Raw genomic sequence first — 25,002 nt, 5'->3', positions numbered from 1 at the left:
GGGATGGCAAGCTCGCGGAGCGCTTCCCTTATAGGTTTTCAGGCCCAAACACCCTGGCCCAAAGACAGCGTAAGACGGCACCTCCGCGGCACCCCCTCTTAATCACCAGGAGTTCCTTCGATGCCCCGGATCGTTGTCGACGTCATGCTCAAGCCCGAAATTCTGGACCCGCAGGGGAAAGCCATTGTTGGCGCACTCCCTCGCCTGGGATTCACCGCATTCTCCGCAGTCCGCCAGGGCAAGCGCTTTGAATTGACCGTGGACGGCGAGGTGACCGAGGAAATCCTGGCCCAGGCCCGCGAAGCCGCTGAAACCATGCTCTCGAACCCGGTGATTGAAGACGTTGTCAACGTCGAAGTTGTGGCGGACTAGTTATGAGTGAAACTCCCTTGATTGGTGGAGCCACCCTGGCTCCGGTTGATTCCCGTCTGGCGGGTGCACGCATTGGCGTGGTCACCTTCCCCGGTACCTTGGATGACCGCGACGCCGTTCGCGCAGTGCGCCTCTCCGGTGCCACCGCGGTTGAACTATGGCATGCCGACACCGAGCTGGCCGATGTTGACGCCGTCATCATCCCGGGCGGATTCTCCTACGGTGATTACCTGCGCGCAGGCGCCATCTCCCGCTTCGCGCCGCTGATGACCAAGATTGTAGATGCCGCCAACTCCGATGCGAAGCTGCCTGTTTTGGGTATTTGCAATGGCTTCCAGATCCTGACCGAGGCGCACCTTCTGCCCGGCTCCATGATCAAAAACGATCACTTGAAGTTCTTGTGCCGCGATCAGGTACTGCGCGTGGAGAACAACACCACCGCATGGACCAACGCCTATGCCGCCGGCGAGGACATCACCATTGTCCTGAAGAACCAGGACGGCCAGTACATTGCCGATGAGAAGACTCTGGACGCCCTTGAGGCTGAGGGACTCGTGGCTTTCCGCTACATGGGCGGGAACCCGAACGGCTCCCGCCGCGACATTGCCGGCATCTCCAACGCTGCCGGCAACGTAGTGGGCCTCATGCCGCACCCCGAGCACGCCGTTGAAGCCGGGTATGGCCCTGGCCACACGGGCACCGACGGCCTGGGCTTCTTCAACTCAGTTTTGAACATTCTTCTGGGAGACAAATAAATGAGCGAGATCTCAACAGAATCCGCGAAAAAGTTCAACATGGACACGGTTGCCAATGCCGCCATCACCCCGGATGTTGAACTGCCGTGGGCCGAGCTGGGCCTGAAGCAAAACGAGTTCGACGACGTCGTGAAGGTTTTGGGCCGCCGCCCCACCGCCGCGGAACTGGCCATGTATTCGGTCATGTGGAGTGAGCACTGCTCCTACAAGTCCTCCAAGAACCATCTTCGCCAGTTCGGCGAGAAGGTCACGGAGGAGATGAAGAAAGACATGCTGGTGGGCATCGGTGAGAACGCCGGCGTCACCAACTTGGGCGACGGCTGGGCCGTGACGTTCAAGATCGAGTCCCACAACTCCCCCACGATGATCGAACCGTACCAGGGTGCCGCAACCGGCATTGGCGGCATTGTCCGCGACATCATCTCCATGGGCGCCCGCCCGGTTGCCGTCATGGATCCGCTGCGTTTTGGCGCCATCGACCACCCGGACACCGCACGCGTCATGCACGGTGCCGTTGCCGGCATCGGCGGCTACGGCAACTCGCTGGGCCTGCCGAACATTGGCGGCGAAATGGTCTTTGACTCCGTTTACCAGGGCAACCCGCTGGTCAACGCCCTCGCCGTGGGCGTCATGCGCCACGAGGACATCCGCCTGGCCAATGCCTCGGGCAAGGGCAACAAGGTTGTCTTGTTCGGTGCACGCACCGGCGGCGACGGCATCGGTGGGGCCTCGATCCTGTCCTCCGAGTCCTTCGACAACTCCAAGCCCTCCAAGCGCCCCGCCGTCCAGGTGGGCGACCCCTTCGCCGAAAAGGTCCTGATCGAGTGCTGCCTTGAACTGTTCAAGGGTTCCCTGGTTGAGGGCATCCAGGACTTGGGCGCGGCAGGTATTTCCTGCGCCACCAGCGAACTGGCCTCAAACGGCGACGGCGGCATGGAAGTTGAGCTGACCTCCGTACTGTTGCGCGACCCCACCTTGACCCCGGGCGAAATCCTGATGTCAGAGTCGCAGGAACGCATGATGGCTGTTGTCTCCCCGGAGAACATTGCAGCGTTTGAAGCCGTCATGGAGAAGTGGGCCGTGGAGTACTCCTGGCTTGGCGAGGTCACCGACACGGGCCGCCTGATCATCAAGTGGGACGGCGAAGTCATTGTGGACGTCGATCCCCGCACCGTTGCGCACGACGGCCCGGTCTACGACCGCCCCTACGCCCGCCCCGAGTGGCAGGATGCCCTGCAGGCTGACACGTTCACCGGCTCGGTTCAAGACGCCGCCCGTCCCTCCACACCGGAGGAGCTCAAGGCTGCCATGCTGGAGCTCGTTGCATCGCCGAACATGTGCTCAAAGGACTGGATCACCAACCAGTACGATCGCTATGTTGGCGGCAACACCGCACTGGCGTTCCCCGATGACGCCGGCGTGATCCGCGTTGATGAGGAAACCGGTCTGGGCTTTGCCGTGGCCACCGACGCCAACGGCCGCTACACCTTCCTAGATCCGTACCACGGCGCACAGCTGGCCCTGGCTGAGGCCTACCGCAACGTGGCAACCTCCGGCGCCGTGCCCATGGCCGTCTCCGACTGCCTGAACTTCGGTTCCCCTGAGGACCCGGATGTCATGTGGCAATTGGCCGAAGCGATCCGCGGGCTCTCCGACGCCTGCATGGTGTTGGGCATCCCGGTCACGGGCGGCAACGTCTCGCTGTACAACCAGACGGGCACCACCCCCATCCACCCCACACCTGTTGTGGCTGTTTTGGGCAAGTTCGACGACGTTGCGCGCCGCACGCCCTCGGGATGGGCTGAGGATGGCCAGGCCATCTACCTGCTCGGCACCACGGCCGATGACCTGGACGGTTCCGAATGGGCCAACATGCGCGGCCACCTAGGCGGCCTCCCGCCAGCGGTGAACCTGGAGCGCGAGCGTGAATTAGGTGCAATCCTAATCAACGCCTCCCGCGACGGCATGATCGATTCCGCCCACGACCTCTCCGAAGGCGGCCTCGCCGCAGCCCTCGTTGAGTCGGCGCTACGCTTCAACACCGGGGCACGAGTTGCCCTGGATGACGTGGCGGCCCGGGACGGCGTGGACGTGTTCACTTTGTTGTTTTCCGAGACACAGGGACGCGCCATCGTGTCGGTTCCGCGCAGCGAAGAAGTCCGCTTCAACGACATGTGCACGGCCCGGAACTTCCCGCTCTCACGCATCGGCGTGGTGGATGCGGCAGGTGCCGCCCTGGATATTCAAGGCCTGTTCACCGCCGAGCTGGACGAATTGCGCGTTGCACACGAGGGAACTTTGCCGAAGTACTTCGGCTAGTCCCCAACTCCTCCCAAAAGCCGGGTCGCAAGCGACCCGGCTTTTGGGCCCCTCGGAGTTGTGGGCCCAAAGAGCTGTGGGTCCAAGGCGTTGGGCCCCTCGGGCGCGTGGGCCCAAGGAGTTGTGGGCCCCTCGGGTTTGCTAGAAGCCGCCGGCTAACGTCCGGGCTGCTTGCAGGTAGGACCGGGTCACGCCCGCTTGGGTCAACTTCGTAATGGGTGATCCCAAAGCGTAGATGAGGCCCGCCGGTTTACTGAACGCCAACAGCCTGAAGTGGACGCCGCCGTCGGGCTTCTTCATGGCAATGAATGCTTCCTCACCCAGCGCCGGGTGCCCCGGCAAGGTTCCGTATCCGAAACCGGCAAGTTCAATATCCTGTCCGTCAGGGCCGGGCGCCCATTGCGGTTCCATGGCCCACACCACCTCGCACGGGATGGGGAGCCGGAGCGCACCCACCCCGAATCCACTGATAACCCGCGCGCCAACAACGGCCCGCGGCGGAGCGTTAACTTCGAGCCCGGCACGGCGTTGAATTTCCCAGCTCATGATGCCCTCAGCCAGCGCGTCAAAGCCCTCTTGCCCGCCCCCTACGGCGAGCATCTTGTCCACGTGGTTAAAGCCCTTGGGCCAGTCAATGTCTGCGGCAGCTTGTTGCGCGGCCAGGCGGGTCAGGCCCAGATACGGGTAATCCAACGAACCTCTGTCAGCTTTTGGCGACATATGCGTTCCACTCCAATGTAAGTTGCTGTTTCTTGGGAAACCCAGCCACCACAAGATCGTATGAGTCTTCCAGCATTTCCAAAACCATCTGCGCCTCCACGGTGGAGGTGTCAACGCCATTCCAATGCCGTTTGTTCATATGATAGGCACCCGTGATGCCATGGTGTGCAGCCCGCAGGGCCGGGGCCAGTTCGGGGTCGCATTTGAGGCTGATACTCAAGGGTTCACTATCGAGGTTGCCGAGGGCGAACACCTTCCCAGCACGCTCTACCCCGCCGCTGCTGGGCACCTTGACTTTGAACACGCTGATTTCCGGCCCGAACGGAAAGTCCTCATACGCTCCACTCAAAGCCAGCGCGGCTGTGCGTAAAGTATCTACGGTAATGCTCATTACGACTCACCACCCAGCGCCAGGACCTCATAGTTCAGCACGGCAAATGCGCCCTGCTGCACGGCGCTGCGAAGTTTTAGCCGATCCGTTCCCACATTGCGCGGCAGCAGAGGCGCGCCAGAGGTAAGGGTGGCTGGGGCCAGGGTGAGGACGAGTTCGTCCAGCGCCCCCGCATCCAGGAATTGTCCGGCCAGATCACCGCCGCCAACCACCCACACATTCAGTTCGCCAGCGGCCGCCCTGATCTCTTCCAGCACCTCAGGTACGGCTCCGCGGACAAAGCGGACGTCGGCCCCTTCGGGTACGGGCAGTTCGCGTGAGGTGAAGACGTAGGTGGGCTTAGCGCCGTAGAATTGCTGCCACTTGTGGGGTTCCGCGAGCAGGTTTTCCGCTTGCAGCACCCATTCGTAGGTGGTGGAGCCCTCCACAAACACCCCTGCCGTGTCCATGAACGCGCCAATGTCCGGCCCGCCCTCGGTGTCCACGGCAAACAGCCATTTGAGGGAGTTCGCACTGTCAGCCAGATAACCGTTGATCGTGGTTGCCGTGTAGTAAATGATGCGCGTCATGGTCTCAACGCTACTTCACACCCAGGTAGTCCTCCAGCAGGACCACCTTGAGCCCGGCCGCCTTCTGAGCCTTGAGGAAGGCTGCCAGATCGGCCGGAAATTCTGGCCGGAAGTGCATCAGCACTATGTCTCCAGGGCGCAGCCCCGCACCCACCTGGTAGTCCATTCCTCCCGCATTTGCCTTGCTCTCCCAGTCCACAATTGCCTTCATGCCGCACTCCGCTACAGCCTTCCGGATCGCCATAGTGTAGGGCCCCCCAGGGGGTCTGAAGAAGACCGGTCGGCGCCCAAACTGCTGCTCCTCAAAGTCTGCCGTGCCACAAATTTCGGCCTTCTGCTGCGCGTAGCTGAGGTGAATGAAGTCCAAGTTGTGGCTCATGGTGTGATTCTCGATGAGGTGCCCGGCCGCTATGTATTGCTGGTAAAAATCCGGTGACCCTGCAATAAAAGTCTTAGCCAGAAACAGTGACGCCCTAATGCCGTGCTTCTGAAGCAGCGCCAGATCCGAATCCCGTTTCACGGCACCGTCGTCGATGGTCAAAAAAACCACTTTTTGTTCGGTGGGAATCTTGGTCAACACTGGCACCATCCCGTTTTCAATGGGTGGCAGCACGTAGTCAGGCACCAATCCATCCAGCGTATCCACCCGCCCGGTTGCCGGGTTGGTGGTTGCGCTGGTGGGAATGGACGACGCCGGACCTTGTGTTGGCGTCGTCGTGGCACCTGGTGCCGGGGTGCTTGCGGCGGGGGCGCTCGAGGCTGAAGTGCTGTCCGCAAGGGTGGATGTGCTGGCTCCCGGCTGTGACAGCTCTTGCGCGGTGGGCTCGAAATGGGCTGCCATCCACCAGATCCCGGTTGCCACGAGGACAATGGCTATGGCGAGAGCTATGAAACTGAACAGAGCCCCCCGGCGGGGACTGCGGTCAAGATGACGTGGCATATCTACCTTCTTAGTTTGCTCACAAGCTGGTGCGGGGCAGTACTGTGACTGGCTCTAAATTCCCAGTCTGGCTGCCTCGATCTTGGGGCAGGTGTTCATGACCACGTCTAGTCCCGCAAGCCGGGCGCGTTGCGCGGCGTCCTTATCAATCACACCTAATTGCAGCCACACGGCTTGTGCACCTATGGCAATGGCCTGGTCAACCACCTGACCCACCCGCTGAGAGTTTACAAAGCAATCAACTACATCAATGTGCCCGGGAATCTCGGACAGCATCTTGTAGCCCTTTGCCCCATGAACGTCCTGGCCCTTCAGACTCACGGGAATAATCTCATGGCCCAGCTCCTGCTGCAGAAAATAAGAGACACCAAGGGCTGCGCGGAGCGGGTTATTGGACAGCCCCACCACAGCCCAGCGTGCCGGGGTCTTGAGGAGCCGCTCAATGACGGCAGGGTTGTTTTGATAATCCATAGCTCGAGCCTACTTCCCCCAAGCTTTCTTGCCGCGGCAATTGTTACGGCAAGTGTGCATCAAATTTCGCCTTACAGCGGCCATCAGGCTACTTTGAAAGTGACCATCCCGAGCGGCCGAGAGATCTGGCTCAGTGAAGCCGCAGCAACCCTGGTTGGCGGTCATCGTCCCCGATGCCGTTCAATAACAAGGAATTCGTCTGGGTACGGTTCCGGCCTTGCAGGCCGGTACCGTAAGACGTTTCACCGTAGGGTGCTACTGCCAGGACCGATGGAGTAGCCATATGAGCACCACCCTTGCCTCGGCGCAGCCCACCGCCGCACCGCTGCCTAAACCCGCCACCACTCCACGGCACACCCACGCCGGAACCACAGCCATGGGAGTTTCCTTCCGTGGCCTGGGACGTTCCTTCGGCGAGGGTACCACCTCGCGGACTGTGTTGGAAGATGTCACTTTCACTGTGCGTGCCGGAGAAATAGTAGCAATTCTAGGCCCGTCCGGTTGCGGCAAATCCACTCTGTTGCGTGCCGCAGCGGGGCTTGACTCCCCCACTGCCGGAGAGGTCCTCATTGACGGTTCCGTAGTCTCGGGGATTGATCCGCGCTGCGCCTTTGCCTTTCAGGAACCGCGGCTCATGCCGTGGAAGTCCGTGACAGAGAACGTGGCGCTGGGCCTTCCGTCCGGTTCGGCTAAGCGCCGGCGCGGCGTCCCGGGAACGGTTGAGGACCTGCTGGCTCTGGTAGGTCTGAGCGAATTTGCCGGTCACCGTCCGCGTGAGATTTCAGGCGGTATGGCACAGCGTGCCTCACTGGCGCGCGCCTTGGCCCGCAACCCGGGTGTGCTGCTATTGGATGAGCCTTTTGGTGCGCTCGACGCGTTGACAAGGATCAAGATGCAGGACTTGCTGCTGGAAATTCACACTGCAGAGCCCACCACGGTGCTGCTCGTAACGCATGATGTTGACGAGGCCTTGGCCCTGGCAGACCGCATCATTGTTCTTGGCAGTGATGATTCAGGCACAGCGAAAAGTTCCGTCCACAGCGGTGCCACTATTGTGCGCACCGTTGAGGTTCCTGCTGCACGTCCGCGCAGCAACGCTTCGCTGGCACAACTGCGCAGTTCACTGCTCGCCAGCCTCGGTGTTTCGCACCACTAATCAGCTAGTCCCCGCCAAAGCACCATGCTTTTTGCGCCCCCATCCTTTGCGTCCCCGACTTTCAAAAACCACCCCTGTGAGGATCTTCCATGCCTGTTTCACGCCATTTAAACCGCCGTTCCTTCCTCGGCGCCGCCGCTGCCGTCTCCGCTCTGGCTATGACCGGTTGCGTCCCGGGCGAAAAGGCTGGCGGCGATGCTGCCGCCGCGAGCAAATCCACCTTGAACATAGACTTCGCCACTTACAACCCGCTTTCTTTGGTCATCAAGGAGAAAGGCTGGCTCGAGGCTACTCTCGCACCGAAGGGCGTGAAGGTTAACTGGCTGCAGTCTGCCGGTTCCAACAAGGCCAATGAGGCGCTGCGCTCGGGCGCTGTTGATGTTGGATCAACAGCAGGCTCCGCAGCTCTGCTGGCCCGCGCCAATGGTTCACCCATCAAGACCATCAGCATCTATTCGCAGCCAGAGTGGGCTGCTCTGGTCACCGGCAAAGATTCGCCCATCACCTCAGTTGAGCAGCTCAAGGGCAAGAATGTGGCTGCCACCAAAGGAACGGACCCTTACTTCTTCCTGGTGCAGGCCCTCGAATCGGCGGGATTGAGCACCTCGGACGTAACCGTGCAGAACCTGCAGCATGCGGACGGCCGCACCGCCTTGGAGAACGGTTCCGTAGATGCATGGTCAGGTCTGGACCCGATCATGGCCGGGGCGCAAGAGAACGGCAGCAAGCTCTTCTTCCGCAACTTGGACTTCAACACCTACGGTTTCTTGAACGCCACAGAGTCCTTCCTCACGGGCAGCCCCGAACTGGCCCAGACCGTTGTGGACGCCTATGAGAAGGCCCGCATCTGGGCAGTGGCCAATCCCGAAGAGACGGCACAGGTCCTGGCCAACGTTGCCGGATTGGACCTGCCCGTTGCCACCACCGTCATCGCGGAGCGCAGCAACCTGGACGTTAGCGGTGTCCCGGGCGAGAAGCAGCGTGCTGTACTGGCCAAGATCGGCCCCACCTTCGTGGCCCTGGGCGATGTTGAAAACCAGGGTCAGGTTGATGCCGCACTGAACTCCCTACTCGATGACTCACTGGCTAAGAAGGCAGATGCCTCCTCCATCAAGGACGCATCATGATTGACCTTGGCAACCCCGGCGCTACGGGTTCTAGCACCGTCCCCAGCAGTGTGGAGGGTTTCGCCGCAACAGGCGTGAACCTTCTGCCACGGACAGGCTCTTCTCCCACACGAGCAGTTCCGGCGGCCAACAAGCTGCTGGGAAACCGCTGGGTAGTACTGGGCCTGGGCCTGATCTTCCCGGCCTTGGTGTTGCTGGCCTGGCAGCTGAGCACGGCGGCAGGGCTGTTCTCCGCTGTTCAACTACCGCCGCCGGCCGCAGTTTTTGAGGCCGGCAGGGGGCTTATTGAGCGTAATGAGCTCTTTGGCCATGTGGCTATTTCCACCCAGCGTGTGCTGCTCGGTTTTGCCGGTGGAGCCCTCCTAGGTTTGGGACTGGGCGCATTGTTGGGGCTTTCCAAGGTGGCTGACATCCTGCTCGGCCCCACCCTTGGCGCCCTGCGCGCCGTCCCCTCGCTGGCCTGGGTTCCGTTGTTGATTCTGTGGATGAAGATCGGGGAGGATTCCAAGATCACGCTCATCATTATTGGCGCGTTCTTTCCCGTCTTCACTACCGTCTCACTGGCTCTGCGTCACGTGGACAAGAACCTCGTGGAAGCCGGCCGCGCGTTTGGCCTGAAGGGCTTGAAGTTGCTGACAACAATCCAGCTGCCCGCGGTGGTCCCGGCCATCTTCTCTGGCCTTCGCCTGGCCCTGGCTCAGGCGTGGCTGTTCCTCGTGGCGGCAGAGCTCATTGCGTCCTCCATGGGGCTCGGATTCCTGCTCACGGATTCGCAAAACAATGGCCGTACGGACCGGCTGCTGCTAGCTATTGTGCTGCTGGCTATCCTAGGCAAGGCCACGGATGCCCTGTTGGGCGTGGCCGAGAAGTGGGCTGTGCGCAGATGGACGTAGAAAAATAACAACCCCCAGCCGCTAAACCCTAAGCTTCAGCAGCCATGGCCCTAGCGTCCAGGCATACAGGCATACAACGGTCAGGCGTCCACGAATGATTCGTCGATGCCTGGCCGTTCGTTATCTCCGGAGTCGGATGCGGGCTCATCCTCTTCCTCAGCGGGAGGATCGTCAATGTCCACATAGTCTTCGCTCGTGAGCTCGTCGGTGTATAGTGCCCAAAACTCATTGGCCGCGGCTGCGGCCGGGTCAAGCGCTTGCAATTGGGTCTCGAATGACTTCTTGACCTCGGAGAAGTCTTCGTCATCTTCGGGCCCGGCGGTATCCCTGTCGATGGAGCCCCAGGCGGCAACAATGGCAGGTAGTCTCTGCAGTGATGAGGCAATGATGCTTTCATCGTCCTCGCAGACGTACAACATGGCGGAGCTGTTGCGATCCACCACAACAAATTGGAAATCTCCGTCGTTACACACAATTGCACGTCCGGAGCTGTCATTAGCGAAGGGCGGTTTGAGCCACTGCCCATCCAAGGGAACATCCTCGAGCGCTACCGGGTACATCGCTTCCAACACCGCCCAAATACTGGCGTCGTTCATGATTTCCTCCTGCCCTTAGTCTTGACACTAATCACAGCATCAACTCGCGTCAACGGTGGATTTTCAGCCGGCCGGAACCACCGCTGTGTTGTTCTCGAACCGGCGGTTGCGCAGCACCGGCAGGAATTCGCGGACTTCTTCAATGCGCCGGTGGGTAACATCGGCGGTGGCAACTCCTTCTGCCTCATCATTGAGGAAGTCAATGGCAATGCCCATGGGATCAAGGATGGCGGAGTGCCCAATGCAATGGTCGCTGGAGGTTCCGGCAGCCACCACCCAACAGGTGTTTTCAATGGCACGGGCCTTCAACAGCGTTTCCCAGTGATCAATCTTGTGTTCGCCCTTGAACCACGCTGCGGATACGCAAATCAGCTCTGCCCCTGAAAGGGCCAACGCCCGGGCCAACTCCGGGAAGCGAAGGTCATAACAAGTCATGATGCCTACCTTGAAGCCACCTATTTCCACAACAGCAATGCCTCGGTCACTGGGTTTGATCCGGGTGGACTCCTGGTAGGAGAAGGCATCGTAGAGGTGCAGTTTGCGGTAAGTGCCCAGGATCTCGCCGGCCTCGTCAAGGGCAACCACGGTGTTGTAGGGCCGGTTCTCGCCACTGGATTCGTAGCCGCCGGCGATGATGGCAATCCCTATTTCGGAGCAGATCAGGGACAGACCCTGCACAAAGGTGGTCCAGTGGGCATCGACGGCTGCGGCGAAGTCGCCCTTGACCTGCCCCACGGAAAACATGGCCTCCTCCGGGAACACGATCAGCTTGCTGCCTTCTTGAGCCGCGGTTGCCGCAAGCATGCCCATGGTGGCCAAATTGGCACTAACTTCTGCGCCTGGGTTAAATTGTCCAACGCTGACCTTCATGGCTATGGTCCTCTCCGTTCGGTTGCTGTGCATCCAGCCTAGTCCGTCCGCCGCCACGCCACGGCGGTGCGCAAGTAAGATGCGCTGATGAAGGCTATTGGGTTGTTGGGCGGTATGAGCTAGGAAAGTTCTGCCCTGTACTATCGGCTGATCAATGAGATGACACGGGACAGTTTGGGCGGGCATCACTCGGCCCGGTGCATCACGGACGAGGACTTTTACCGGATTATCTACTCCGAGCTGGTGCGGGGAATCGTCTCGGAAGGCTCAAGCCGGCGCTACATTGAGATCATTGAATCGCTGGTGCGCCAGCCCCGTGCCCGTTTTCCCCACCACCTTGTTGCATGCCGAGGCCGCGGTCCAGCTTGCGCTCTCCGGAGTTCATTAAGGGAAGGTGCCAGGAGAGGGCACCTGTTCCAGCCTGGCAAAAAGGTAAGGACGGCCCGGGAACTTACGTTCCAGGGCCGTCCTAGTCTTTGCACTTTGGCCGGGTTGGGCTAGTTGTCGTTGATCAGATCGTGGCGCACAATGGTCTGATCGCGGTCCGGGCCCACGCCAATGGCGGAGATCCTGGTGCCGGACATGCCCTCGAGCGCAAGGATGTAGTTGCGCGCGTTCTCGGGTAGGTCCTCCATGGTGCGGGCCGTGGTGATGTCCTCGGTCCAGCCCGGGAAGTACTCGAAAATGGGCTTGGCGTGGTGGAATTCGGTTTGTGTCATGGGCATTTCATCATGGCGCACCCCGTCAACGTCGTAAGCTACGGCAACAGGGATGGACTCGATGCCGGTGAGCACGTCCAGCTTGGTGACGAAGTAGTCCGTGAAGCCGTTCACGCGGGAGGCGTGGCGGGCCAGGACGGCGTCATACCAGCCGCAGCGGCGAGGACGGCCGGTGTTGACGCCGAATTCGCCGCCGGTCTTTTGCAGGTAAATGCCCATGTCATCGAAGAGTTCCGTGGGGAACGGACCGGCACCAACACGCGTGGTGTAGGCCTTGATGATGCCCACGGAGCGGGTGATGCGAGTGGGGCCAATGCCCGAGCCAACCGAGGCGCCGCCGGCGGTCGGGTTGGAGGAGGTGACGAACGGGTAGGTGCCGTGGTCAACGTCCAGGAACGTGGCCTGGCCGCCTTCCATGAGCACTACTTCGCCGCGGTCCAGGGCCTCATTGAGCACATAGGTTGCGTCAATGACCATGGGGCGTACGCGCTCGGCGAAGGCGAGGAAGTATTCAACAATTTCCTCCACCTCCACATCGCGGCGGTTGTACACCTTCACGAGGAGCTCGTTCTTTTGCTTGAGTGAGCCTTCCACCTTTTGGCGCAGGATGGACTCGTCAAAGAGGTCCTGAACGCGGATGCCCAGGCGGGCCACCTTGTCCATGTAGGCCGGGCCAATGCCGCGTCCCGTGGTGCCAATGGCGCGCTTGCCCAGGAACCGCTCGGTGACCTTATCCAGTACCTGATGGTACGGAGCCACCAGGTGGGCGTTAGCTGAAATGCGCAGCTTGGATGTGTCAGCGCCGCGTGCCTGGAGTCCCTCGATTTCCTCGAAGAGCGCCTCCAGATTGACCACACAGCCGTTGCCAATGATGGGTGTTGCGTTGGGGCTCAGAATACCGGCGGGAAGGAGCTTGAGCTCATACTTCTCACCGCCTACAACAACGGTGTGCCCGGCATTGTTACCGCCGTTGGGCTTCACTACATAGTCGACCAAACCACCTAGAAGATCTGTGGCCTTGCCTTTACCTTCGTCACCCCATTGGGCTCCGACGATTACGATTGCTGGCATGGGACCCTCCCCCTTGCTCATAAGTTGAGCCGGGCACTGCAGTGTTCGGCGGTAGTTCCGCCGTACGGTGTCCGGACACGAAAATGCCCCTTGGGAATCGCTGCGCTTTTGCTGTTTTACGGCAATATAAGCGTCCGATCAAGGGGGTCTTACCCCGTAAGTTTACTGTACGGCCCCCAAAGGCGCACATTGACTACAACAATGTCCAAGTTCAGTGGCATAAACCTCAATCAACCAGATGGTTGATCCGCCTTCGAGCCTCCGGGCATAGTTTGAAGTTATGCAACAGCTCAAGGTAAGTGCTGGCTCCACAGGAACCTCCCGGAACAAGTGGGCAGGGCTTGGCGGCTTGGCCGCCGGGCTGTCCATGATTGTCATTGACGGCACGATTGTTGGCGTTTCGCTGCCCACCATCATTGCGGACCTCCACTTGGACCTCAATGAAGCGCAATGGGTCAACAGCCTGTATTCGGTGGTCCTGGCCGCCCTCCTGCTGAGCAGTGGCCGGTTGGGTGACCGGATAGGGCGCCGCAAACTCTTCATGGCTGGCGTGGTGCTGTTCATGGCAGGGAGCATTTTCGCCGCACTCTCCCACGACGCCGGCGGGTTAATCCTTAGCCGCGTCCTGCAGGGTGTGGGTGGTGCGGCCGTACTCCCTGCGACCCTCTCCAGCGTCAATTCCACCTTTTTCGGCAAGGACCGGACCACGGCTTTTGCCATCTGGGGTGCTGTCATCTCCGGGATGGCGGCAATAGGCCCGCTGCTGGGTGGTTGGCTGACCTCCTCCTTCGCCTGGCAGTGGATCTTCATTGTGAACATCCCCCTGGGCCTTGCCGTGCTGGTGGGCGCCGTGCTCTTCGTGCCGGAAACCCGCTCCCCCAATGACGCTGCCGGCTTCGACATTCTGGGCCTGCTGCTCAGCGCCGCCGGATTTGGACTGTTTGTGTTCGCCTTGATCGAGGGGCCAACGCTGGGCTGGTGGTCCGCGAAGAGTGCCCTGAAACTTGGCCTGATCAGCTGGCCTGCCGACGCCACCATCTCTGCCGTACCGCTGACCCTGGCCGCAGGCATTGTTTTACTCATCAGCTTCGTACTGTGGGAAAAGCACCGGGCCACGGTTGGCCGCTCCGCCATCTTGGACCTGACCTTGTTCCGCGTCCGGACATTTTCCTGGGGTAACGCAGTGGCGGCTATGGTGGCCATCGGAGAATTTGGCCTACTCCTGATCCTGCCCCTGTACTTGATCAACATTCTGGGATTGGGGACCCTCGACGCCGGCTTCGTCCTGGCAGCCATGGCCCTGGGCGCGTTCTTCTCTGGTGCCTCCGCTCGCCACTTGGCCTCCCGTTTGGGGCCGCCCACCGTGGTCATCATTGGCTTGGCTCTGGAGACGGCAGGGCTACTGGTGCTGGCCCTGGTCATCACCTCAACCACGTCCATCTGGCTGATCGCGGCCCTGCTGGTGGTTTACGGGTTGGGCCTTGGCTTGGCCTCGGCACAGTTGACGGGCACGGTTCTAGCTGACATCCCCACGACCGTCTCCGGTCAGGGCTCTGCCACCCAAAGCACCGTGCGGCAGCTCGGTGCGGCCCTCGGCTCGGCCATCATGGGCACTGTACTGGCCCACTTTGCGGTGTCCGCCGGCACCAAGGCCCTCGAAGCGGTGCAAGGACTCCCCGCAAGTCAGGTGGGCACCTTGGCGGGGCAACTGCGTGACTCAGCGGGCGGCGTCGTGCCTCAACTGGCGCAACTGGGCACGCATGGTCCGCTCGGTGCTGCCGGTCCCGCCGCGGTGGAGGCGATGTCCTCCGGTTTCGCCCAGGCTGCGAGCGCTGCGGTCCTTGCCGCAGCCATGTTCTTGTTCATCGGCCTGGTGGGCTCGTTCTTTGTGGCCGCCGCATCACGTAAAACCGCACGTGAGGGCGGGTCCTGAACGGCTGGCTACAAGCTATTTCTCCACGTGGAACACCCCGGCGGCGCCGCGTTCGGCGTCGACCATGCTGTGTGAGACGAACGGGTAATTGCCCGCCTCGGGGAATTCCAGCTCCACGAACCCGCCCTGAGCTGCGGCCAGCGGCAGCACCTGAGCACCCGCAGCCGGGTCGGTCCCGTCCAGCAGGTACCGCCCCTCACTCCACACGGTATCGAACTGGCCACCCACCACATGGAACGAGCTCGCTCGGCTAGGTCCGGCGTCGAGCAGCCAGATCCGCACCCTCTCGCCAACCTTTGCCGGCAGTGGGCTGAACTTGTACTGGTTGGCGTAGCCGTTGAACACCACGGCGTCCGGGTCATCGGCCTGGATCTTGGCCAAATCCGCCACCCCGCCCTGCGGCCCCGCGTAAATCTCGGACTGCACCAGGACGTATTCCTTGTCCACCGGTTTCAGGTTGGGCGGGTCAATGACCACGGCGCCGAACATGCCATTGGCGATGTGTTGGCTCATGGGCATGGTGCTGCAGTGATACATCCAAATTCCGGCGCGCGTGGCCGTGAAGTTGTAGCTCAGCGATTCCCCCGGGTTGATGGTGCGCATGGGTTTATCGGGCGCCAGGGCACCGGCGTGGAAGTCAATGGAGTGCCCCATGGAGCCGTCATTGACCAGGGTGATCTTGAACGTGTCGCCCACCTTGCCGTGCAGCACAGGCCCGGGGGCTGTGCCATTGAATAGCCACAGTTTTTGGGTGACGCCAGGGGATACCTCGCGTTCCTCCTCTGTCACCTTCATGGTCAGCTCATGCACGGTCCCGGCGGGTTCGCTCCCCTGCGCCGTGGCAGGAAGCGGTGGCAGCACGGCGCTGTGCGCGGTGAATCCGGCAGCCGGTTCTTTCATGAAATCGAACACGGCGGGCGGCCCGGCCGGCCCATGATCCATCCCGGGCATGTCCATCCCGTCGCCGGGGGTGGCTGGCGCAGCGGGCGGAACACCCGTGGCCACAATGCTAAATACCATGCCCTGCTGTTTATGCCCGGCAACACTGCACCAGCCTGCAATATCAGCGCCAATGACACCCACGTCCACCGTAGTCTTCTGCCCGGGATAAAGACGCCCGGAATCTTTGCCAATGGCGGTCACCAGGTCATGGACCATGTCATCATTGTTGACCAGGTTGATCACCAGCTTGTTGCCTACCGGGACCTCGATGCTTTCGGGGCTGAACCGCATGTTTTTCATACTCATCTCCACCGTGGTTGTTTCACCGGTGGCCGTGAGAGCTGTTTGCCCGGTATTCGCGCCTGTGACCCCTGGCAGTGCCTGTGGATCGGCAAGAATTCCCGCCACAATAACAAGTACCACCACGGCAAGCGCGGCCGCGGCCTGTCCCAACCTCCTGCGCGGGGCTGGATCATACCCCGCACTCGCAGGGGCCGTGGACGGAGCCTTGGCGCCGGGCTCTGTTTCAGCCGCTGGCGCTCTTGGCGCCCGCACAGCGTCCGAAGATTTTTTGGGTACTGCCATCGCCAAGAGCGGCAGGAACCAGGCCAACCCCACCAGGACCAGCACGGAGGTGCCTACCCGTACAAGACTGGGCACGGGCAGCAGCGACACCACCAGTGCAGCATTAGTCAGTGCCACCCTGAACCAACCAGCTTGATTGAGCACCGCTGTTCTGCGTTTGAGAGCTGCCGGGCCGCCGCCCAACACCACGGGCATCAAGTAGGTCAACGCGGAGCCCAGCACCTGTGCCACAAATCCGGCGGCCAGTACCGGCACAACAGCATCAATTCCGTGGTGCAGGCTCTCCCACCCGCTGCTGGTGAACGTCAGCGCCACAAGCCAAATCAGCCCCACCAGCAACCACAGCAGGGCTGCAATGGCAGAAAGCGGAGCGAACGTGGTGGGTGGCTTAGCCCGTACAACCTTGGCCAGCGGCCACAAAATATATGCCACCCCGCCAAGATAAACGAGCAGCCCCACGGAACACAGGAACAGCACCCCCGCCCCGGCACCGGCTGCGGTCAAAAGCACCCCGGCCAACAGCGGAACAACACCTCGCCGCGCTACTGCCTCAGCGCCGTCGGCCACTCTGGTGCGCAGCATGGTGGGCAGCAACGTCATCAACGTCCCCAGCACGGCCAGCCCCACAAACCCCAAAATATTCACACTCATATGAACCAAAAGCAACCGCACATGCGCTTCACCTGTGAGACCGGCGGCGAGCGCAGCCCCCACCCCTGCACCCACGGGAAGCAGCAGGCACCCGGCAACGTAGTACCAAACGGTAGGCCCAAAGCGGGACGGTAAGGCTTTGTGGGCGCGGATACCCAGAACCAGTGCATGCCACGCCACCGCCAGCCCAACACCAATACTGCCAAGGAGCGTCAGCAGCCAGATATTGGCCACCATGGACACAACCACCACCACAATGGAGATGTTCAAAGCGACCAGCCGGGCCACCATGGCACGGTTATTGGGCGTGGGTCCGCGCAACAACGCTTGGGCGAAGTGCCAGCTCCACACCAGGATCGAGTTCGTCACTGCGCCAAGTAACAGCAAGTGCACCATGAGCCAGCTGGAGACAGGAATGTTGCGGTGGAAAAGAACCACCACCACCAGGGCCACGAGCCACAGAACGGCCGGCGCATTGGCTCGCAGATGCCAGCGGGATCTGTCCATGGACGGCTTGGCCGCCAAGTTACCGGAGGCTGCGGGTGCGGAGCCGATTCTCACGCTGTTACCTTCTTTGCATGGGTGGACTGCCAGATGGCCATGACGGCAAACAACAGGATGCAGATGACATTCAGGACGCCGCCGGTGACCCACGCGCCGTGGTTCCCCGCGCCGTCGCCCATTCCCAAGCGGATGATCAGGGACAGGTGCAACAGTGCCGCCGGCAACCAGAAGCCGGGCGTGTACGGCAGTGGTTTGCGCAGCACGGCGGGCAGGATTACGGGTGCGTGCGCCATGATCATGGAGATCGTAAAACCAAGGAAGACGGCGTGGATGGCGACGTCGTAGGAGGCGCCGGTCAGTGGCCCCTCCTGCAGGGCAAGCACCACGCCGGCCACAGCCAACCAGCCATAACCCGCCAGCAGGCACGCGCCAATGTAGCGCGGCAGCCCTACACCGCGGATGGTTTTGCGGGCGGCGTCGTACCCGGTCAGCCAGGCGACGAGACTCAGGAGCAGAACGCCGTAGAGCGCGTAGCCCACGGCGGGCCACAGCAGTGTTGCGCAGGTGGCGCCGAGCAGGGCCAAGGAGTTGGCCAGCAGGAGTGGCTCGGCGTGAGGGCTGCGAATGCCGATCCGCGCCAGTTCCAGGCGTTCCCCCGCAATGGTCAGAACAACAAAGGTGATCAGAAAGGGCAACAGCGCCGGGATGCTGGGGATCCGCAACCAGAGGGCTGCTGCGGCAATGGCGCTGATGGCACCCAGTATCTGAATGAGCACCACGTTCTCATACTGACGGCGCCACAATGGGAGGTAGACCAGAGTCATGGCGATGGTCCCGGCCAGCAAAACAGTCTTACCAATCCACAGCTCCAGCGGGGAAATCAGTAGCAGCCCGGCGATTCCCAGCAGTGCCGGGGAGACGTAGCCCAACGCCTTATTCAGGGCCACCGAACGCTCAAGGGCAATGACTGTGCCCACAAAGCTGAGGACCAACGCCATGCCGTGGACTTGTGGGAAGCGGTCCACTTTCAGCGGCGCATCCGTACCCAGAAGCTGCAGACCAGCGTTCAACCCAATCATCAGGACCACCCCGGCCGGCAACAGGACCAACATCCGGAAAACGGGTCTGCGCAGCACACTGACTTTGCGCTTCGGCGCAGCTTTTGCGCTTGTTCCAACGGCGGTGGTGGATTTCATGGAGTTCCGGCTGCGTGAGCTGTTGTTTCTTTACCTGTTGCTTGTGTGCCAGCCGCGGCACCCAGCGGGAGGTGCAGAGTACACCGGCCCGGTCCGGAAAACGGCAACAACTCCACCTCACTCTCGGCAAGTCCACTACCTGTGAGGAGTCCCTTGACCAGGCCCAGGTGTACGGCACATACCACCTCCGGATTATCCCGGGCGGCCTCCACAATGGGGCAGGTTGTCAGCACCAGCTCCGTTGCGTCCCGATTTTTCTGGACACCAAACCCTGCCTCGACCAGAGCATTACTGACACCTGACCGCGCCGTTTTAGCGGCGGCCTTGCTGATGGTTTTAGCCGCGGCACCTCCGCCCTCAGGAGCCGTAGCGGCGCTGAATTCTGGCAGATTATCTGGCGAATTTCCGGCAGGCTTCAGGGCTTGAGCCCAGGCACGCCCCGCGGCTTCTCCCTCGGCAGCAGGATGGTGACTGTGGAGGGCAATGTGTTTGGCAAGGGCCGCTGCCAGGGCCGCATAACCAACAGGCCCGGCCGGCGAAGCGGAGGCCTGGTACTGCCAGGCTGGCCGGCCGCGTCCCACCTTGGGCGCTGCCGTCCTTGTTGCATAGGAAGTCTCAACGAGCGCTTCTAGATGCTCACGCACAGTGTTGGGGTGCTGGCCCGTTTCCGCAGACAGCTGTTCAACGCTCAAGGTGGCATCATGCAGGCGCAAGCGGGCCAGCACGGTGGCCCGCGCTTTGGACATGGGAATTACTGGTTCACCGCCGCCTTGCCTGGGCCCGTTTGGTGGTGCAACCGCTAGTTTATTTTCCACGGAATTAAGTGTAGTAATATATTCGCATAATCTCCATTCCCCGCTACGCTCGCGCCGTTATGAAAGGTTCCCCTCGTGAATAACCTCATCCTTGCCTCATCCGCCACCGAGGCAGCAGCCCTCGAGGAGGCGCACACCCGGCTGGCGGAAGCCGCCGGCACCCTAGGGACGTTGAGCAATAACTTGCTCGCGGCTGCTGCCAACCCCTCCGGGGCGTCTCTGGTAGAAGCAGATCAAGGCGCATTGGTTGAATTTGCCGAACAGGAACTGCTTCCCTTGGCCGCAGCACTGTCAGGGGCCTTCCTTGCAACAAACAAAAAAGCCGGGCCACTGAACGTGGTTGCCGCCTTGGCTTCTGGGCACCATGCCCGGCTCATCGAGGCAACAAAGGGCTTGGAAGTTCAAGAATTGTCACTGAAAATGGTGCATGCCGACGGCCGGTTACAAGAAGCCGCCACTGCGTTCCTAAACCAGGCCAATGAGCTGTTGCTGCCTGCTCTGGCGCAGGAACCAACGCTCTCACTCGCGGCAATCCTCCCGGCACGCACCGCCGGGACAGCGCTGCCGAGCCAGGCGCCGGCGTCGGGCGGGTGTGCCTGCGGCGGGCACGACGAGCCAGGCCTGTCAGAGCTGGATACGCGCGTCATCCCCCACGCCATCCGCCACGCCACCATTTTCGGCGCGTTGGAGGGACTGAACCCAGGAAAAGGCATTCTGCTGATCGCCAATCACAACCCGCTGCCGCTACTGGCCCAACTGGAACAGCGCTCGGCCGGTAAGTTTGACGTCACCTACGTGGAGAACGGTCCGGAATTGTGGAAGCTGTCCATGGTCCGAAACTAACGCGGACGCTTCAGCCGGCACTCGAACACAAAAAAGACGGCGCTTGCGGATTCGGACACCGGTAGACAGGTGTCCGAATCCGCAAGCGCCGTCCCTTTTGGAAACGAAACGCGCGGACCTTACAGAGCGGCTTCGATCGCGGCCGTGGCCAACGGGTCGGAGTCGTTCAGGAACGTGGTGATGCGTGCAGCTTCATCGGATTCACCAATGGCGCCGGCGGCCCGTCCCAGAGCATAGAGCGCCCGCAGGAATCCGCGGTTGCCCTCATGAGTGTAGGGAACCGGACCCGTGCCGCGCCAGCCGTTGCGGCGCAATGCGTCCAAGCCGCGGTGGTAGCCGGTGCGGGCATACGCGTAGGACTCAATGGTCCGGCCCTCGGCATATGCCTCGTCTGCCAAAATGGCCCACAAAAGCGATGACGTCGGGTTGGTAGCGGCCAGGTCAACGGCCTCATCCCCTGCATCCAGACGTGACTGGACCTCCGCCTCGACCGGGAGCAACGTGGGCTCGGGACCGAGGAGATTTCGGCGGAAAGAATCGCTCATATTACTTGAACGTCTTGCCAGCGGAGCCCAGCTGTGAGGCTGCTTCAACAACGCGTGCTGCCAGACCCTTTTCGGCGGCTGCACCCCAAACGCGGGGGTCGTAGGTCTTCTTGTTGCCCACTTCGCCGTCAACCTTCAGCACGCCGTTGTAGTTGGTGAACATGTGATCAACCACAGGGCGGGTGTAGGCGTACTGGGTGTCGGTATCGACGTTCATCTTGATGACACCGAAGGAAACGGCGTCAGCAATTTCCTGGTCAGAGGAGCCCGAGCCGCCGTGGAAGACCAGATCGAAGGGGTTTTCCTTGCCGATCTTGGCGCCAACAGCTGCCTGGATTTCCTTCAGGAGCTCCGGGCGCAGCTTGACGTTGCCAGCCTTGTACACGCCATGGACGTTACCGAAGGTCAGTGCCGTGATGTAGCGGCCAAATTCGCCTGATCCCAGCGCGGCAACGGTGGCCAGGCCGTCTTCAATGGTGGAGTACAGCTTGTCGTTGATGGCGTTCTCAACGCCGTCTTCTTCGCCACCAACAGCACCGATCTCAACTTCAAGGATCATTTTGGCTGCGTGCGTGCGGGCCAGCAGTTCGCGGCCAATGCGCAGGTTCTCTTCGAGAGTCTCGTGCGAGCCATCCCACATGTGGGAGTTGAAGATGGGGTCCCGGCCGGCCTTGACCTCAGCCTCGGAAGCTTCCAAGAGGGGAAGGACAAATCCGTCCAGCTTGTCCTTGGGGCAGTGGTCGGTGTGCAGGGCCACGTTGATGGGGTAGTTCTTGGCAACTTCGCGTGCGAACGCTGCGAAGCCCAAGGAACCGGCAACCATGTCCTTGACGCTGGCGCCGGACCAGTAGGCTGCGCCACCGGTGGAAACCTGGATGATGCCGTCAGTTCCGGCATCGGCGAAGCCCTGGAGGGTTGCGTTCAGTGTCTGGGAAGACGTCACGTTGACCGCCGGGTAGGCGAATCCGCCAGCTTTGGCGCGGTCGATCATTTCGGCATACTTGTCCGGTGTTGCGATGGGCATTGAAAGCTCCTCTGGGCTGAACGGTACTAAGAGTCTGGCAACAGGCCAGCTCCCGCATGACTACTCCCATCTTAGCCAGTGCCCTCACGGCAGCGAAGTTCGTGTCGCTGCTGCCCAATTTGTGGACTGGCCAGGCACGACGGCGCGCCCCGGCTTCAGTGCCGGGACGCGCCGTCGTGCTGGTGTGCTTGCTGTAGTTATCTGCCGTGCCGGCTGATGGCCAGGGCGAAGCCGTAGTTCATACTGCCGATGCCCGTGACATTGTCATAGCCTTTGGTGGTGGTCAGGGACGTGTCAAGGTTCATCGATACCAGGTACTGGTTCCCCGTACTAGGGCTGGTAAATGCCAGTGCCTGTTGCCTGCGCGGCGATACCACGTCGGTGAACGTTCCCCGTTGCTGGCGGCTGGTGGAGTAGATGACGGGGTTCGCGAAGCCGAGCGTTTTGCCGCTGACTTGCTGGGCCACAGCCATCTGTCCGGCCGACAAGGGCGCGGCCAGGGACGTGCCTCCGTACGTTTGGATGGTGAAAGGATCGGTGGTCAGGGTGCTGTCATTGTTGATGGGGCTGATGCCGATCACGTATCCGGTGTAAGGATCCGCCAGCGAGGAAATATCAGGTACAACCCGCTGGCCGAGTGAGAGCGAACGGGGCACCACACCTTTTTGGTAGGTGGGTTGGGCAAAGACTGCGCTGACGCCGCCCCCGGCACCTCCACGAAATTCGGCCCCGGGGAGGGCCGATACATAGGCGCCGTCAACGATCTGGTCACGCACACTGCCCCACCCTGTCTCAAACATGTACGTGCCCTTCTTGGACACCGCAAGGCTTGTGCCTCCCACCGCGGTGACCCACGGCGAGCTGGCAGGGAAGTCCGGGGATGTGTAGCCAAGGTTTGCGGCTTCATCGCCCGAATCACCGCTGGAGAAGTACAACCCGATCCCTTCACCTGCTGCCTGCAGTTGGATGTTGACCTCGCCGAGGATGACATCCGCCGGGAGCGCCTCGCCAAGGTTGCCGTAACTGTTGCTGACAATGTTGGCCAGTTTGTGGTCGAGGATTTTGGACATGGCAACGTCCAGCCCGCCGCCACAGTTGAACCCGCCAACGTACAGGATCTTGGCCGCAGGTGCTGTGCCGTGGACTGAGGCCACGTCAAGGGCCTGTTCTGGCTGCCATCCGCTAGGTCCGCCACAGAGATCCTGATCAACAAACTCGCTGGGATCTGGGACAATCTGCTGGTAGCTGTGCCCATCCATTTGCGGCAACCCATAGGTGGCCGAGTACGTGTTAATGTCTGAGAGCATGGTGGGCGATGCGTAGGCGTCAATGATCGCCACGGTTTGCCCCCTGCCGTCAGCGGCTGGGCGGCCGTGGCCCGTCTTGGTCAGATCGCCCTTGCCGTAGGCAGACTGGATCTGATGTGGAGTGTAACCACACACGTACGTCGGATAGCTGGTCTTGCCATAGGCGCTGGGAACCGTATCGCTGTGCTGCCCAAAGTAGTTTGAGCAGGCCGCTGTTGGTGCTGGCGGCTGGGTGTGGCGCGCCTGCGGCGTTGGCTGGGTGCCGCCGTCGGGCGTGGCGTAGTTCGGGTGGGTGAGCAGGCTGCCCTGATCAACCGAGACCCCGGCAACCGGGGCCGCAATACTCGCCGGCAGGGTTGGCGCCTTGGACGGGCCCACCACAGTGGTTCCCTTGAAGTCATAGTTGTGTAGCTCGGCGTTAAACGTGGCGTTCAGTTGTGCCACGGTGCCCCGAAACACCACGAACAGGCGGCTCTCAGGCGTTCCGGTGATAACCAAACCCTGATCTTTGAGGTAGGTGAGCACGGAGTCATACGACTTTTGGGTCGGCGAATACCTGCCAATCCATTGGGCCGGCGAAAGCCACTGGCCGTAGCTGCGGTTTCCGGGTGTGGAGACTGCCGTGGCCAGCGCCTTGGCGCCCCTGAGATCGCGGAGCTGGAAGTAAATTTCGCCTTCAACTGTTGTGTCCGCGGCTGCGGCCCCCTCATTGTTTGCCGGTTGGGCCCAACTGGGCACACCGCCGGGATACGCCGTGTCTGAGGATGTTGGGGCGGCCGTTGCCGCTGTCGTGCCAAAGGCGAGAACGCAGGCCATGGCAGCACCGATGGCCAGAGTTTTGCTGAAAAATTTTCGCGGTTTGAATGATGTTCTCATCAGAGATCCTTCACCGGGCAGGCACCCTTTGCGCCCGCACACTGCCGAGCCTAGACCCGCTGTTTTTTGGCTGACTAGAGTCTGGGAAGAAGCTATGAATCTTTTATTTAAAGCACATGCTGGTTGAAGACGTGCCTGCGAATCCATGCGTGCATGGCAATGCCGGCGGCCGAGGCTGCGTTGATGGAGCGGGTGGAGCCGAACTGTTCAATGGACAGGGTGGTTTGTGCAGCGGCGTGCACCTCATCACTTAGCCCGGGGCCTTCCTGGCCAAAAACAAAAACGCAGTTCTTGGGCAGTTCATAGGTTTCCAGCTGTTCGGAGTCCGGGAAAATATCGATGCCAATGATCACCAAACCCTCACGCTGTGCCCACGAAACAAAGTCCTCAACGGTGGGGTGGTGGCGGACGTGCTGGTAGCGGTCGGTGACCATTGCGCCACGCTTATTCCACCGCCGCCTTCCAATAATGTGCACTTCCTTGGCCAGGAACGCATTTGCGGTGCGCACTACGGTGCCAATGTTCATGTCATGCTGCCAGTTTTCAATGGCCACATGGAAGTCGTGGCGGCGGGTGTCCAGCTCGGCCACAATGGCTTCCATAGACCAGTACCGGTACTCGTCCAGAACGTTGCGCCGGTCCCCGTTGGCCAGGAGTTCAGGGTCCCACTGGTCCCCTTCAGGTAGCGGCCCCTCCCACGGACCAAGACCGACTTCATGGTGCAATTCCGGATGCTCGGGGCTCAAAGCATCATCTGGGGCAGGGGTTTCACCGGTTTTACTCACCGTTCAACTTTACGCACATGTGCCCGG

General features: G+C 61.3%; 25 protein-coding genes. 9 read left to right on the top strand and 16 right to left on the bottom strand.

What is annotated here, in order from left to right; translation table 11 throughout:
* The first annotated feature begins 120 nt into the window (after positions 1-120).
* Genes purS through purL form a run of 3 tightly spaced genes read left to right on the top strand, consistent with a single transcriptional unit; the run spans position 121 to position 3,446 of the window.
* A complete protein-coding gene (purS, locus tag ABIB48_RS16190) occupies positions 121-372 on the top strand; it encodes a phosphoribosylformylglycinamidine synthase subunit PurS (protein WP_038465086.1) in 252 nt (83 codons plus the stop codon).
* Positions 373-374: 2 nt separating this feature from the next.
* Positions 375-1,127 carry a phosphoribosylformylglycinamidine synthase subunit PurQ gene (gene purQ, locus ABIB48_RS16185; protein ID WP_354213619.1) on the top strand — a complete coding sequence of 251 codons (753 nt, stop codon included), beginning with the start codon at positions 375-377 and terminating at the stop codon, positions 1,125-1,127.
* Positions 1,128-1,136: 9 nt separating this feature from the next.
* Complete coding sequence (gene purL / locus ABIB48_RS16180; protein WP_110105965.1) at positions 1,137-3,446, top strand: phosphoribosylformylglycinamidine synthase subunit PurL; 2,310 nt, start codon at positions 1,137-1,139, stop codon at positions 3,444-3,446.
* A 141-nt stretch (positions 3,447-3,587) separates the two neighbouring features.
* On the opposite strand, the gene ABIB48_RS16175 is transcribed toward purL, so the two are convergent.
* The 6 genes from ABIB48_RS16175 to ABIB48_RS16150 form a co-directional block, all read right to left on the bottom strand.
* Positions 3,588-4,166 (bottom strand): DUF1990 domain-containing protein, encoded by a 579-nt coding sequence (locus ABIB48_RS16175; protein ID WP_354213618.1) that lies wholly within the window; start codon positions 4,164-4,166, stop codon positions 3,588-3,590.
* Positions 4,150-4,557, bottom strand: coding sequence for an MmcQ/YjbR family DNA-binding protein (locus ABIB48_RS16170; protein WP_354213617.1), 408 nt, complete (start codon positions 4,555-4,557; stop codon positions 4,150-4,152). The genes ABIB48_RS16175 and ABIB48_RS16170 overlap by 17 nt, the downstream gene beginning before the upstream one ends.
* Positions 4,557-5,126, bottom strand: coding sequence for a dihydrofolate reductase family protein (locus tag ABIB48_RS16165; RefSeq protein WP_315914448.1), 570 nt, complete (start codon positions 5,124-5,126; stop codon positions 4,557-4,559). The genes ABIB48_RS16170 and ABIB48_RS16165 overlap by 1 nt, the downstream gene beginning before the upstream one ends.
* 10 nt (positions 5,127-5,136) lie before the next feature.
* Positions 5,137-6,066, bottom strand: a complete 930-nt coding sequence (locus ABIB48_RS16160) for a polysaccharide deacetylase family protein (RefSeq protein ID WP_354213616.1) — start codon at positions 6,064-6,066, stop codon at positions 5,137-5,139.
* A 54-nt stretch (positions 6,067-6,120) separates the two neighbouring features.
* Positions 6,121-6,537, bottom strand: coding sequence for a CoA-binding protein (locus ABIB48_RS16155; RefSeq protein WP_354213615.1), 417 nt, complete (start codon positions 6,535-6,537; stop codon positions 6,121-6,123).
* 130 nt (positions 6,538-6,667) lie between these two features.
* Positions 6,668-6,820 (bottom strand): hypothetical protein, encoded by a 153-nt coding sequence (locus ABIB48_RS16150; RefSeq protein WP_170120938.1) that lies wholly within the window; start codon positions 6,818-6,820, stop codon positions 6,668-6,670.
* On the opposite strand from ABIB48_RS16150, the gene ABIB48_RS16145 reads away from it, so the two are divergent.
* The 3 genes from ABIB48_RS16145 (at position 6,821) to ABIB48_RS16135 (ending at position 9,713) form a co-directional block, all read left to right on the top strand.
* On the top strand, positions 6,821-7,693 hold the full coding sequence (locus tag ABIB48_RS16145; protein ID WP_502914143.1) for an ABC transporter ATP-binding protein: 873 nt from the start codon (positions 6,821-6,823) through the stop codon (positions 7,691-7,693).
* Between the two features lie 89 nt (positions 7,694-7,782).
* Complete coding sequence (locus ABIB48_RS16140; protein WP_354213614.1) at positions 7,783-8,820, top strand: aliphatic sulfonate ABC transporter substrate-binding protein; 1,038 nt, start codon at positions 7,783-7,785, stop codon at positions 8,818-8,820.
* Entirely contained in the window at positions 8,817-9,713 is an 897-nt protein-coding gene (locus ABIB48_RS16135; RefSeq protein WP_110105892.1) for an ABC transporter permease, read from the top strand. The genes ABIB48_RS16140 and ABIB48_RS16135 overlap by 4 nt, the downstream gene beginning before the upstream one ends.
* A gap of 80 nt (positions 9,714-9,793) precedes the next feature.
* Here ABIB48_RS16135 and ABIB48_RS16130 read toward each other — a convergent pair whose 3' ends face one another.
* The 3 genes from ABIB48_RS16130 to ABIB48_RS16120 form a co-directional block, all read right to left on the bottom strand.
* Complete coding sequence (locus ABIB48_RS16130; protein WP_354213613.1) at positions 9,794-10,309, bottom strand: SUKH-4 family immunity protein; 516 nt, start codon at positions 10,307-10,309, stop codon at positions 9,794-9,796.
* A 63-nt stretch (positions 10,310-10,372) separates the two neighbouring features.
* Entirely contained in the window at positions 10,373-11,179 is an 807-nt protein-coding gene (locus ABIB48_RS16125; RefSeq protein ID WP_354213612.1) for a carbon-nitrogen hydrolase family protein, read from the bottom strand.
* A gap of 497 nt (positions 11,180-11,676) precedes the next feature.
* Positions 11,677-12,969: an adenylosuccinate synthase gene (locus ABIB48_RS16120; RefSeq protein WP_315914453.1), complete on the bottom strand. Its 1,293-nt coding sequence runs from the start codon at positions 12,967-12,969 to the stop codon at positions 11,677-11,679.
* A gap of 280 nt (positions 12,970-13,249) precedes the next feature.
* Between ABIB48_RS16120 and ABIB48_RS16115 the strand changes: the two genes are divergently transcribed.
* Positions 13,250-14,902: a DHA2 family efflux MFS transporter permease subunit gene (locus ABIB48_RS16115; RefSeq protein WP_354213611.1), complete on the top strand. Its 1,653-nt coding sequence runs from the start codon at positions 13,250-13,252 to the stop codon at positions 14,900-14,902.
* A gap of 15 nt (positions 14,903-14,917) precedes the next feature.
* Here the strand turns inward: ABIB48_RS16115 and ABIB48_RS16110 are convergent, their stop codons facing one another.
* The 3 genes from ABIB48_RS16110 to ABIB48_RS16100 are packed head-to-tail and all read right to left on the bottom strand — an operon-like array spanning position 14,918 to position 19,595.
* Positions 14,918-17,641: a multicopper oxidase domain-containing protein gene (locus ABIB48_RS16110; protein ID WP_354213610.1), complete on the bottom strand. Its 2,724-nt coding sequence runs from the start codon at positions 17,639-17,641 to the stop codon at positions 14,918-14,920.
* The gene (locus tag ABIB48_RS16105) at positions 17,638-18,780 is read right to left on the bottom strand and encodes a DUF8744 domain-containing protein (RefSeq protein ID WP_354213609.1); all 1,143 of its coding nucleotides are present in this window, start codon (positions 18,778-18,780) and stop codon (positions 17,638-17,640) included. Before ABIB48_RS16105 ends, ABIB48_RS16110 begins: the two co-directional genes overlap by 4 nt.
* Positions 18,777-19,595 carry a helix-turn-helix transcriptional regulator gene (locus tag ABIB48_RS16100; protein ID WP_354213608.1) on the bottom strand — a complete coding sequence of 273 codons (819 nt, stop codon included), beginning with the start codon at positions 19,593-19,595 and terminating at the stop codon, positions 18,777-18,779. Before ABIB48_RS16100 ends, ABIB48_RS16105 begins: the two co-directional genes overlap by 4 nt.
* A gap of 75 nt (positions 19,596-19,670) precedes the next feature.
* Here ABIB48_RS16100 and ABIB48_RS16095 point away from each other — a divergent pair, with 75 nt between their 5' ends.
* On the top strand, positions 19,671-20,438 hold the full coding sequence (locus tag ABIB48_RS16095; protein ID WP_354213607.1) for a DUF2249 domain-containing protein: 768 nt from the start codon (positions 19,671-19,673) through the stop codon (positions 20,436-20,438).
* 119 nt (positions 20,439-20,557) lie between these two features.
* Here the strand turns inward: ABIB48_RS16095 and ABIB48_RS16090 are convergent, their stop codons facing one another.
* Positions 20,558-20,983, bottom strand: coding sequence for a DUF3151 domain-containing protein (locus tag ABIB48_RS16090; protein WP_110105886.1), 426 nt, complete (start codon positions 20,981-20,983; stop codon positions 20,558-20,560).
* A 1-nt stretch (position 20,984) separates the two neighbouring features.
* Positions 20,985-22,007, bottom strand: a complete 1,023-nt coding sequence (gene fbaA / locus ABIB48_RS16085; RefSeq protein WP_110105885.1) for a class II fructose-bisphosphate aldolase — start codon at positions 22,005-22,007, stop codon at positions 20,985-20,987.
* 56 nt (positions 22,008-22,063) lie between these two features.
* On the opposite strand from fbaA, the gene ABIB48_RS16080 reads away from it, so the two are divergent.
* Complete coding sequence (locus ABIB48_RS16080) at positions 22,064-22,204, top strand: hypothetical protein (RefSeq protein WP_170120937.1); 141 nt, start codon at positions 22,064-22,066, stop codon at positions 22,202-22,204.
* Here ABIB48_RS16080 and ABIB48_RS16075 read toward each other — a convergent pair whose 3' ends face one another.
* Positions 22,205-24,190, bottom strand: a complete 1,986-nt coding sequence (locus ABIB48_RS16075; RefSeq protein WP_354213606.1) for a S53 family peptidase — start codon at positions 24,188-24,190, stop codon at positions 22,205-22,207.
* Between the two features lie 107 nt (positions 24,191-24,297).
* On the bottom strand, positions 24,298-24,936 hold the full coding sequence (locus ABIB48_RS16070) for a TrmH family RNA methyltransferase (RefSeq protein ID WP_315914636.1): 639 nt from the start codon (positions 24,934-24,936) through the stop codon (positions 24,298-24,300).
* Positions 24,937-25,002: the final 66 nt, after the last annotated feature.

It is taken from the genome of Arthrobacter sp. UYCu511 (genome assembly GCF_040547105.1).
Lineage (GTDB): Bacteria > Actinomycetota > Actinomycetes > Actinomycetales > Micrococcaceae > Specibacter > Specibacter psychrochitiniphilus.
Note: the sequence above shows the minus strand (reverse complement) of the source record. Positions and strands in the feature narration are given on the sequence as shown.